General features: G+C 50.6%; 9 protein-coding genes. 8 read left to right on the top strand and 1 reads right to left on the bottom strand.

From position 1 onward, the window contains the following. Nucleotides 1-281 precede the first annotated feature (281 nt). The gene (locus QZQ29_RS07335) at nucleotides 282-974 is read right to left on the bottom strand and encodes a VTT domain-containing protein (RefSeq protein ID WP_296961862.1); all 693 of its coding nucleotides are present in this window, start codon (nucleotides 972-974) and stop codon (nucleotides 282-284) included. Nucleotides 975-1,569: 595 nt separating this feature from the next. Here QZQ29_RS07335 and QZQ29_RS07330 point away from each other — a divergent pair. From QZQ29_RS07330 to secG, 8 genes are all read left to right on the top strand, one after another. Continuing rightward, entirely contained in the window at nucleotides 1,570-2,706 is a 1,137-nt protein-coding gene (locus tag QZQ29_RS07330; RefSeq protein ID WP_296961861.1) for an acyl-CoA dehydrogenase family protein, read from the top strand. Between the two features lie 560 nt (nucleotides 2,707-3,266). Continuing rightward, a complete protein-coding gene (locus QZQ29_RS07325) occupies nucleotides 3,267-4,517 on the top strand; it encodes an ammonium transporter (RefSeq protein WP_296961860.1) in 1,251 nt (416 codons plus the stop codon). 12 nt (nucleotides 4,518-4,529) lie between these two features. After that, nucleotides 4,530-4,901: a P-II family nitrogen regulator gene (locus QZQ29_RS07320; RefSeq protein ID WP_296961859.1), complete on the top strand. Its 372-nt coding sequence runs from the start codon at nucleotides 4,530-4,532 to the stop codon at nucleotides 4,899-4,901. A 1,804-nt stretch (nucleotides 4,902-6,705) separates the two neighbouring features. Then, nucleotides 6,706-8,151 carry a cysteine--tRNA ligase gene (cysS, locus tag QZQ29_RS07315; protein WP_296961858.1) on the top strand — a complete coding sequence of 482 codons (1,446 nt, stop codon included), beginning with the start codon at nucleotides 6,706-6,708 and terminating at the stop codon, nucleotides 8,149-8,151. After that, nucleotides 8,141-8,614 (top strand): ribonuclease III domain-containing protein, encoded by a 474-nt coding sequence (locus tag QZQ29_RS07310; RefSeq protein ID WP_296961857.1) that lies wholly within the window; start codon nucleotides 8,141-8,143, stop codon nucleotides 8,612-8,614. Before cysS ends, QZQ29_RS07310 begins: the two co-directional genes overlap by 11 nt. After that, nucleotides 8,601-9,455 (top strand): 23S rRNA (guanosine(2251)-2'-O)-methyltransferase RlmB, encoded by an 855-nt coding sequence (rlmB, locus tag QZQ29_RS07305; RefSeq protein ID WP_296961855.1) that lies wholly within the window; start codon nucleotides 8,601-8,603, stop codon nucleotides 9,453-9,455. The genes QZQ29_RS07310 and rlmB overlap by 14 nt, the downstream gene beginning before the upstream one ends. Beyond that, entirely contained in the window at nucleotides 9,452-9,964 is a 513-nt protein-coding gene (locus QZQ29_RS07300) for an NYN domain-containing protein (protein ID WP_296961854.1), read from the top strand. The genes rlmB and QZQ29_RS07300 overlap by 4 nt, the downstream gene beginning before the upstream one ends. Nucleotides 9,965-10,854: 890 nt before the next feature. After that, nucleotides 10,855-11,091 carry a preprotein translocase subunit SecG gene (secG, locus tag QZQ29_RS07295; protein WP_296961851.1) on the top strand — a complete coding sequence of 79 codons (237 nt, stop codon included), beginning with the start codon at nucleotides 10,855-10,857 and terminating at the stop codon, nucleotides 11,089-11,091. Nucleotides 11,092-11,388: the final 297 nt, after the last annotated feature.

The raw sequence follows: 11,388 nt of genomic DNA, 5'->3' as shown, positions 1-11,388 counted from the left end.
GATAAAAATACATATGAAATTCGATTCTGCGAATTAATCAGTGCTTCCTTAAATAGGAAAAGGGGGCTCATTACAAGTTAAGTATTTACCCCCTCCCTTGTCATTTCGCGCGGAGGAGAGCGTCGGAATGGAGAGGACGGTGCATGAAGAGAGTGAAGAGGAGCCCCGAAATCTCCCGCCTCTATGGTATTCTGCGCTATGGCTCAGAACCTCAATAGAGTTCAGATAAGCATAAAAAAGGGCTGTGCAAAAATGATTGACATTTTTGCACAGCCCTTTAATTACAGGCATTTGTTGTTGAAACAGCGTCTTTTCTTATACATCTTATGAATGACATAACCCGCCAGAAGGAGGAAAAGCAGCACGATGAAACGGGTGCCGTGTTCCGAAAAATAAATCAGGTCGTGGCCCAGCCACACTTCGATAAGAACCGAAGGAATCTTACCGATGAGGGTAGCCTTCAGATGCTCCCGGCTGGTGAGCTTGCTCAAAACAGCGATGGCGGTGAAAAGAATATTGGGCGAATAGGGGATAGCCCTGGCCAGGGCCATATTTTTCACACAGCTGTACTTGTCCAGCTTCGTAAGCATATGCTTCTTTTCAATCAGACGGCGGGCCTCCTTGCGGAAGAAAATGCGTCCGATGTGGAAACTGATTTCAATGCCGATGACTTCTCCCACCCAGGAAATAAAAATACCCGGAAGCAGACCAAAAAGCGCTCCATTCACCGTAAGGAAGGGAATCGTGGGGATTCCGAATACATTACAGAAAATGAGCAGTCCAATGCTCACAAGAAAAGCTCCGTACCCGAAAGAAGAAATGTAATCCGCCAGCCCGTCCACATCACCGGCCATGGTGAGGTGGATGGTATGGTAATAAAATTCAGGATAGTACAGACGAATCAGGTAAACGGATATGACGGCAGCAGCAATCAGGATTAAAAGTCCGATAAGCTTTTTACATTTGTCAATCATAGTGTATCCTTTTAGCCGCCCAAAGGCCGGTAACCGGCGCAGCTGCTGTCCAGACGGAACGGCGCGCCGGACAGGTATATCTCACGTTTGTTTTATTTCTGAAATCAGGAAAACAGTGTTTATTGTATACGATTTGTAAAGATTATGCAAATATCTACTCTTATCTCATACATTATAATACAGAGCCCTTCCATTTTCCAATATCCATAGTAATCTATATAAGTTTAGAATACCGATAAAATCGGGTATTTCTGCAATTCATTTCCATTGGCAGCTATGGAAAGTCAAACAGAAAGGGAATAGGTTCAGGGGAAAATGTCCGGCTTTGCCGCCGGCAGCCGCCAATATATAAATCTAGGGAAACACTGTTTCGCCGTGGGGGGAAGCATTCCTGTAACGCCTATTTCATACTCATCGCCCTCAGGCGATACAGCACCCTTTGAACCTTTTGAACCCGGGCCGCGAAGTGGCTCCTGATTTTATTCTCCCCGTGAATTTTCCAGCATAAATCTGTTATAATGTAAAGGACATATTTCTGCAGGACATGCAGACAGTTTGAGAACCTTTATATTTTTGATTCGGCAGGTGTTGGAAAATGGATTTTAACTTGACAGATAAGCAGAAAGAACTGGTAGGACTGGCCCGTGATATTGCACAGAAGGAAATCGCGCCCAGAGCTCTGGATATCGATAAAAGCGGCGTTATGGACGAGGAGCTGCTTCGTATCCTGAAGCAGTCCGGCATGACGGCTCTGTCGGTTCCCAAGGAATTCGGCGGTGCAGGACTGGATCTTTTGACCATTGCCCTTATCAGCGAAGAACTGGCCAAGGGCTGTGCCGGCGTGGCCACAGTGTGTGCTGCCAACTCCCTGGCATCCTTCCCTGTGCTTATTGCAGGAACCGATGAACAGAAGAAATCCTATTTCGACTGCCTGAACGATGGCGGCATGAGCTGTTTTGCATTGACAGAACCGGGGGCCGGTTCCGACGCCGGCGCCGTTTCCTGCCGGGCGAAGAAGGTGGACGGCGGCTATGTACTGAACGGTACCAAGTGCTTCATTACCAATGCGCCCATTGCAGATAAAATCACCCTCTTTGCCAATACCAGGGAATCCGGCGGCATCCGCGGCCTTACGGTTTTCTCCGTAGACCGGAACACCAAGGGTATTTCCATCGGCAAAGAAGAAGACAAGATGGGCATCCGTGCTTCCGCCACTTCTGAAATCATTTTTGACGACTGCTTCGTTCCTGCTTCCGCAAGACTGGGCAGGGAAGGCATGGGCTTCCGCATCGCCATGGAAACCCTGGAAAAATCCAGACCGGTGGTAGGCGCCATTTCTGTAGGCATCGCCCAGGCTGCCCTGGAAAATGCCATCCATTACGCGCACCAGAGAAAGCAGTTCGGCCAGAAGATTGCTTCCTTTGAAATGGTGCAGCAGATGATTGCTGACATGGTCACAAAGACAGAAGCTGCCCGGGCCCTGGTGTACAAGGCCTGCTGGATGCAGATGAACGGCGACAAACAGGCATCCCTCTTCTCCGCCATGTCCAAGTGTTTCGCGTCCGATACGGCCATGGAAGTCACCACCACCGCCGTGCAGGTCATGGGCGGCAACGGCTACTCCAGAGAAAATCCGAATGAAAAGTACATGCGCGATGCCAAAATCATGCAGATTTACGAAGGCACCAACCAGGTACAGCGCCTGGTCATCGCCAACGCAGCTATGTATTGATTTATAGTGGGCTGGTGGACTAGTGGGCTGGTGAACTAGTATGATAGTGGGACAGTGAAAGATGCTATCCGTTATCCGCTGCCTACTTATATATTCATCGCCGCGAAGCGGCGATACCACAACCCTTGGGCCCGAAGGGCCCATCAAACCTAAGAACCCTAAGAACCTTCTGAACCCTCACGCCCACAGGCGTGTCCATCAGGGCGTATCAAAAAAATACTTGCAATCCATGGATTTCCTGTGTATAATAAGGACCATAATAAAACACAAGGCAAGAGGGCCTGCGTACTTTGGTATGCAGGCCTTTTCTATTTTGGAGGTGGCTGTGATGATTCTGCATTATGGGGAAGGATAAATAAAAGAGACAGGTAGGAACTGAATAGAAAGCAGGGGAGCCCAGGAAACTTCACTGCATAATTTCATAAAAATGGGTAATGGTGCTGCTATGGAAATTTTAGGGATTCCAGGCGGCTTTTTTATTTTTCAGAAAGGGACTTATGATTATGCGAAAATATCTTTTACCGGCATTTCTGGGGGCATGTTTCCTCCCGGGAATTGCCATGGCAGCAGATGAAGAAAGTAAGCTGAACGGGGCAGACATGGCCTACATGGCCATCGCAACACTGCTGGTGCTCATCATGACACCGGCGCTGGCCTTTTTCTATGGCGGACTGGTACGCCGCAAAAACACCATTAATACCATTATGATGTCCATGGTTTGCCTGGCCATCTTTACAGTACAGTGGTTTGTCTATGGCTATTCGCTTTCCTTTGGCCCCGACGTGGGCGGCATCATCGGCAATCTGGACTGGGCCTTCTTCCATGGCGTAGGCATGGCGGCCAATCCGGACTATTCCGAAACCATTCCCCACATCCTCTTCGCCATGTTCCAGATGGCCTTTGCCATCCTCACACCGGCCATCGTCAGCGGCGGCATTGTGGAAAGGACCCGTTTCCCGGCATACTGCATTTTCATCCTTCTCTGGGGCACCCTGGTGTATGACCCCATGTGCCATATGGTATGGGGCGTAGGCGGCTTCATCCGCGACATGGGAGCCCTTGACTTTGCAGGGGGCACCGTCATTCACGTCACCTCCGGCTTCTCCGCTTTAACCGCTGCCATCCTTATCGGCAGGAGAAAGGGCTATGGCATTCTTTCCCTTCGTCCCCATAACATTCCCTACGTATGCCTTGGCGGCAGCTTCCTGTGGCTTGGATGGTTCGGCTTCAACTCCGGCGCCGGCCTCACTGCCAACGATATCATGACCCAGGCCCTGGCCAATACAGGTATTGCTTCCTGCACCGCCGGCCTTGTATGGATTATCATTGAAGAAATCATTCATAAGAAAATGACCGCCCTAGGCCTCATGACCGGTATCCTCACCGGCCTCGTAGGCATCACCCCAGCCGCCGGCTTCGTCGATGCTAATGCAGCCTTCTTCATCGGCATCACCACTCCGGTCATCTGCTACTTCTTCGTTTCCTGCGTTAAATCCAAACTGGGCTACGATGACTCCCTGGACGCCTTCGGCTGCCACGGCATGGGCGGCGTATGGGGCGCTCTTATGACCGGCATCTTCTGCACCAAAACCATCAATGACGCCGGCGCCGACGGCCTCCTCTACGGCAACCCGGCCCAGCTCATTCCCCAGATGACCGGCATCGTCACCGGAATCATCGTAGCCGTCGTCATGACCACCGTCATCATCAAAGTGGTAGGCTGCTTCATGAAAGTCCGCGCTTCCGCTTCCGAAGAAGCCCAGGGCCTGGACCTTATCGACCACGGTGAAAGAGCGTATAATAAATTATAAGAGGTGAAACCTATGGATACAGAAAAGAAAATCTACAAAGTGGACGCCGTCATTCGTCCGGAAAAACTGGAAGAGCTGAAGGACAAGCTCTATGAAATCGGCGTCACCGGCATTACGGTCACCGAAGTCTACGGCTGCGGCCTCACCCATGGACAGGAAGAAATCTACAGAGGAAACGTACTCTCCGTGAACCTGCTCCCGAAAATCAAAATAGAAATTGTCATTTACGAAACACCGCTGGAAAAACTGATTAAGACCATTCGCGACACCTGCAACACCGGCCACGTGGGAGACGGTAAAATCTTCGTCTCCGAACTGACCACCGCCGTTAAAATCCGCACAGGAGAAAGCGGCGGCGCCGCCATCATCGACGACAAAGCGTAATGGACATCGGCCCCGTTTTGTCATTTCGAGCGGAGTACAGCAGCGAAATGACGAAGATGCTTTGCGAAGATAGTGAAGAGGAGCCCCGAAATCTCATCCTCGAGCAGCACGAGCCCTATTGGGACAGGCATATTATCGTCATTTGGAAAGTCTTTAAAGCAATATAGGCAAAATGAAAAAGGCTATGAAGGAATGGAAGCCATTTCTTCATAGCCCTTTTTACTTTAATACACTAAAGAAAGTTTTTTCGGAAAATTTCACTTTTTCTTTTCACATTTTCGAATCTCGCGTTATGTATATAGTAGAGGGGGATGAAAAGCCCGCGGTTTTGACAGAAACCGTTCCATATATTTCTGAGTTGCGCATAAGAAATGACTCTATGGAGCGGCGGAACCAAAAATGGTACCGCTTTTCTCCCTCCCCATTTCCGGAAAATGGTCAAAAATCAGTACAAACTGAAAAATAGCAGAGAAATCCAGGACTTTAAACATCTATCGCGGCAGAAATGACGGGAGACACTGTTCCGGCGCAAGCCATCGCACTTTGTGCAGCAGCGGCTGTTGACCGAGTCAGACACCGAACTCATTGGGCATAGGGGATGGGAAGTCACCGGATTTCTTTGTGCTGGAAAGCAGCCTCACAAGGGCTGCTTTTTGCCTTTTTATGAATAGTATAACATTATGGCAAGGGCCGTAATGCAGGCTCCTTCCTCAGGTGGCAATCCTGCATAGGATTGCCAAGTCGGGCAAAGTTGGCCCTTAGCCTGTCCATAAAAGGGCCTTCCTATGAATTGCCTGACCGGAATGGAGCTGGGCGGAGCCCTGAAGATAGGTCCGATAAATTCTTAGCAAAGACCTGACGCCCCTATCCTCCGTCGCCTAACGGCCCCCCCTTCCTGTGGAGGGGCGTTTATTCTTCGCCATGCAGTACTGGAGACACAAAGGTTAATCCCGTAACGCTGACTTCCTGCTCATCGCCCGAAGGGCGATACCACCACCCTTTGAACCCTCTGAACCCTTTGAACCTTCTGAACCTTTTCTCCAGCTGAACCTTCTGAACTCGGGGCTGCTTTGCAGCCCCCTTTAAATATTTCATATTGACAGTTTCCACCCATCGAATCTATAATAATAAATAAGCATTGCAGGTCTGTGGCTGAAAGTCGATGGTAGTCGCAGCCAAAGCGATCCACGTAACGCAGGAAAATCCTGCTGAGCATGGTGCGGTTTAGAAGTAAGTCCTGCCGGGAAAACCGAGAGGGTTAGTAGTGAGAGGAAGACACCGGGTAGCGAAAGCTCCAGCAGGCGAGTGTGGGGTCAAAAGCCAGGTCAGCTGCTGTGCTTATTTAAAATTTGATTTCTGCAGCAGAGCGGAAATGTTACATAGTTTGGGCGATGAGCGGAAGAAGTACCGTAAGCGATTCGATAGAGAAGGCATGGATGGTGGAAATGCTTGGAGGACTTTCGGGAAATGCATCTGTGAGCTGAAAAGGGGAATGAAGTATCCTTTTCCGTAGGTCTACGATACGGCTGTGCGCGGCTTTTGCCGACAGAGTGGAATAACGGGCCACCGTCTCTGTGAGGCGGCGGTCTTTTTAATGGGAACTAGTGAGCTAGTGTACTAGTTGGCTAGTGGAACAGACAGTTTCTTGTTTCTAGTCCACCAGCTCACTAGCTCACCAGCTCACTAATCAACCGATTTCATGAAAGAAGATGATAACCATGTGTCACTGTTGCAGCTATAAACGGGCTTATCATATCTTTCTTATATATGAATAAAATATCTCTCTACAGATGGAGGAATCTAAATGGAAGAAATTAAAGTGTATAACACGCTGACGAAGGAAAAGGAAGTATTCAAACCGATTACACCGGGGGAAGCGAAGATTTATGTATGCGGCGTAACGCCCTATAACCATCCTCATATCGGAAATGCCCGTCCTGCGGTAACCTGGGACGTCATCCGCCGGTACCTGGAATGTGTGGGCTACAAAGTGACTTTTGTACAGAATTTCACCGATGTGGATGATAAAATTATCAACAAGGCCAATGCGGAAGGCACGGACTGGAAGACCATTTCCGACCGTTACATTGACGCTTATTTCCAGGTCATGGATGCGCTCCATGTGCGCCGGGCCGATGTGTACCCAAGGGTGTCTGAACACATGGATGATATCATCCACATGGTGGAGACCCTGATTGAAAAGGGCCATGCCTATGTACTGGGCGGCGATGTGTATTATGATATTTCCACTTTCAAGGATTACGGCAGACTGTCCGGCCGGAAAATCGAAGATATGCTGGCAGGCGCCCGCATTGAAGTGAATGATGAGAAGAAGAATCCCGGCGATTTCGCTCTGTGGAAGGCTGCCAAGCCCGGTGAACCTTTCTGGGAAAGCCCCTGGGGCAAGGGACGTCCGGGTTGGCATATCGAATGCTCTGCCATGTCCATCCATTACCTGGGCAAGACCTTTGATTTCCATGGCGGCGGCTCTGATCTGATTTTCCCGCACCATGAAAATGAAATCGCCCAGTCCGAAGGATGCACGGACTGCCATTTCGTGGATTACTGGCTCCATAACGGATTCATCACCATTAATTCTGAAAAGATGAGCAAGTCTCTGAACAATTTCTTCCTGGTGAAGGATGTGCTGGAAAAATATTCCGGCGATGCGCTGCGCTATTTCCTCCTGTCCACCCATTACAGAAGTCCCCTTGACTTCTCCGACGACCGTCTGGAAGAAGCAGAGAAGAACATGGACAAGCTGAAGGATGTCATCGCCAGGGTGAAGGAGCTCTCCGGCCGTGAAGGCAATGAGGAAACCGAAGCATCCAAGGCGCTGGAACAGGCAGCGGAAGCTGACATGAAGGTGTTCCACGAAGCCATGGATGATGATTTCAATACAGGCCTTGCCACCGGCGCCATGTTTGACCTGGCCAAGGCTATCAATGTGTACTACAACGATGTGCACGGCGGCACCGCTTTCAACAAGGCGTCCCTGGAAAAGGCGGGCAAAGCCTTCAAGACCATTCTGGATATCCTGGGCATTCTGGAAAAGGAATGGAAGAAGACCGAAGCCTATGATGACAAAGATTACAATGACCTTATGAATGTCATCCTCTCTGTCCGCCAGTCCGCCAGAAAGGCAAAGCAGTACCAGCTGGCTGATGAAATCCGGGATAAGCTGGGCGAAATCGGCATTGTGATTGAAGATACTCCTACAGGAGCAAGGTGGAAGAAACGTGGAGTTTAAGAGAGTCTTATTTCTGAAAAAACAGATGGCTCGTAAGATTGGCAAAGAATCTCCTGTTCTTGATGAACAGGAGGTCTTTTCCATGGATGCCCTGACCCTGGCCTACATCGGCGATGCCTGCTGGTCCTTCTTTATCCGGAAGGCCTTGATCGATACAGGCATTTACAATGTGCAGATATTGAACAGCCTGGCTTCGGAAATTGTTTCCGCCCGCTGGCAGAGCCGTATCCTTTTTGAAATCAGGGAGCTCCTGAACGAGCGGGAGCTGAAGGTGTCCAAGAGGGCCAGAAATACCAGCTCCCATGTGCCAAAGAGCGCTACGGTGGAGGAATACCGGGAATCCACGGCCTTTGAGGCCCTTCTGGGCTATCTCTATCTGTCCGGCCAGAAACAGCGGCTGGATTTCATCCTTGAAAAGAGCTTGAAGTATGTGGCAGGAGAAATGAGCCATGAAAACGGATAAAAAGGGGAAACCATCCTTTAAAAAGAATGATGTGAAAGACCGGCGGCAGGCCATGCCTCCTTCCGGCAGGGACGGAAGGAAGAAAAGGCCTTTGAAAAAAGAGGGTTCCGCCGATTCCCTCCTCATCTGCGGCAGGAACAGCGTGTCCGAATTTCTGAAAAGCAGGGGCGTCCGCAAGGTCTTCCTGAAGGAGGGAAAAAAGGACGACCGCCTTCTTTCCCTGGCAGCTTTGGCGGAAAAGCAGGGCGTGCCCGTGGAAGAAGTAAAGGAAGACCGGCTGGATGACATGGCCGGCGGCGTGGTGCATCAGGGCATTGCGGCGCTGCTGAAGCCCTACGAATATGCGGACCTTGACCGGGTGCTTTCGGATTGGGAAGGAAAGAGTCCCATCCTGATTCTGCTGGACGGCCTGGAGGACGTACGCAATCTGGGGGCCATCGTTCGCACGGCGGAATGCGCCGGTGCGGCGGCGGTGCTCCTTCCGAAGCATAAGAGCCCGCCGGTGACGGCGGCTGCCATGAAGACCGCAGCCGGTGCCTTTGCTTATCTTCCGGTGTGCCAGACCGGAAATATTCGGCAGACTTTGGAAATGCTGAAGGAAAAGGGTTTCTGGGTGGTAGGCGCCGACATGGACGGCGAAAGTCTCTACTATGACGCTAACCTGAAGGGGCCGCTTGTCATCGTCATGGGAGCGGAAGGAAAGGGCGTGAGCCCCCTTACAAGGAAAATGTGCGATTTCTGCGTGCGCATTCCTATGAAGGGACACGTTTCCTCCCTCAACGTGTCCGTGGCGGCTGCCCTTCTCATTTATGAAGCGGCTAAACAGAGGGCTCAGTCATGAAAGATCTCTACCTGGTGGACGGCTATAACGTGATTTTCGGCAGACCCGACATATTCGACAGGAACGACCTGGAATCATGCCGCAAGAAACTGGTGGATATCATGCAGGACTACGGCGCCCATAACGATATCGAAGTGATTATCACCTTTGACGGGCAGGGGAATTCCACCAAAGTGAAGATCGAGGAACTTTCCGCCTTCTTTACCATCGTCTATACGCCCCGGCGGATGACCGCCGACTCCTATATTGAAAAGGAATCCTATCTCCGGCGGGAAGAATACAGACATATCTTCGTAGTCACCTCCGACGGTCCCGAACAGAGCCAGGTTCTTGGAAACGGTGCCTATCGGGTGCCGGTGTCTGACCTCATGCGGGCTATGGAAGAGGACAAGGCGGTGCAGGAGAAATTCATCACCCGGAATAACCATAGGAATCTTAGAAGTGAAATCGGAAGGGCCATACCGCATTCGGTGCAGGAAAAGCTGGATAAGATGAGGGGAAGGAAATAGGGGGCCGCTGAGCGGCCCCGGTTGACGCCTGCCGGGCAGGCGAAGTTTGACAGGCCCTGGGGTCTCGGCTTTTCTATGAAAAGCCTGCTATCCTCTGTCGCCTACGGCGACACCTCCCTTCCAGAAGAAGGGGGCTATGGCTCTTCGGCGTGCAGCACTGGAGACACAAATGTAATTTCCGTAACGTTAGGCTCCTTCCTTAGGAAGGAGCTGGGCGAAGCCCTGAGGATAGGTCCGAAAATTTCTTAGCAAAGACCTGACGCTCCTATCCTCCGGCGCCTTCGGCGCTACCCCCCCTTCCAGAGGAAGGGGCTCCTGCTCTACGTTATGCAGCACTGGTGACACAAAACCAAATCCCGTAACGCTGACTATATACTCATCGCCGCGAAGCGGCGATACCACCCCCTCTGAACCCTTTGAACCTTCTGAACCCTTTGAACCCTGCCACGCAGTGGCTCCAATGGCGATACCTGAACCTTCAGCCTGTGCACATTCTGCAGAGAATGTGCAAGTCAGTCGAAGTTGGCCCATAGCCTGCCCATAAAAGGGCCTTCCTTTTAATCGACTGACCGTTAGCGCTGTCAAACCTTAGAACCTTCGGGGCGAATGCCCCGTCAAATCTGAGAGTCTTTTAACACCCCTTCCCGCCGACTGGTATGTACCAGCCAATGAGTCAATATCACTTCGTACCGAGATTTTTCGCTTCGCTCAGAATGACGTGCAGGGCGGGAAGAAGCCATGGCCAGCGTTCAAGCGCAAGCGTCCGCGATTTCTTTAAAATCCAGTTGACCATTCCTGTTGATTAGTATAAAATAGTGTTTGATATCATTTCTTTTAGAAGATAGAACCGTATCTGCCCTGAGTGAGGCAGGTGCAGAGGAGGATTCACAGTGAAGTACTTTTTGATTGGCATAACCCTTGTGGTTTCGTTGCTTTTGATTGTGGTGGTTGTAGGACAGGAATCGAAACAGGCCGGTATGGGCACTGCCATTGGCGGCGGCACGGAGAATGCGGTCGGCGGACGGACTAGGGGCAAGGATGCGGTGCTGTCCAAGTTTACCATTGTCTTTGGCACCATGTTTGCTGTTCTCTGCCTCGTGCTGGGAAGATACATGAATACTTTCTGATGGAACGGGAAAATGCTCATCGGCTTCTGATTTCATGAGGCGGCAGGAGTGAGCGCGTTCCCTGGAGGTTTGCCGGCGGCAGGCCTCTTTTTTATTTGGCCCTTGCGCAGAGGCCTTATTTCATGTAGTCTTAGTATAGATATATGCGTTTTATCTGTCTTTGGGAAAGCACTGATTAATTTGCAGAATCGAATTTCATATGTATTTTTATCCAATGCGGCGTCATCAGTCTCCTTAAATAGCTCGCTATTCGCGTCGACTGATTCCTTGCATTGAATAAAAATACAAGAATGAAAT

It is taken from the genome of uncultured Dialister sp. (genome assembly GCF_900538805.1).
GTDB lineage: Bacteria > Bacillota > Negativicutes > Veillonellales > Dialisteraceae > Dialister.
The sequence above is the reverse complement of the archived record's forward strand: the minus strand, read 5'-3'. Positions and strand labels throughout refer to the sequence as shown.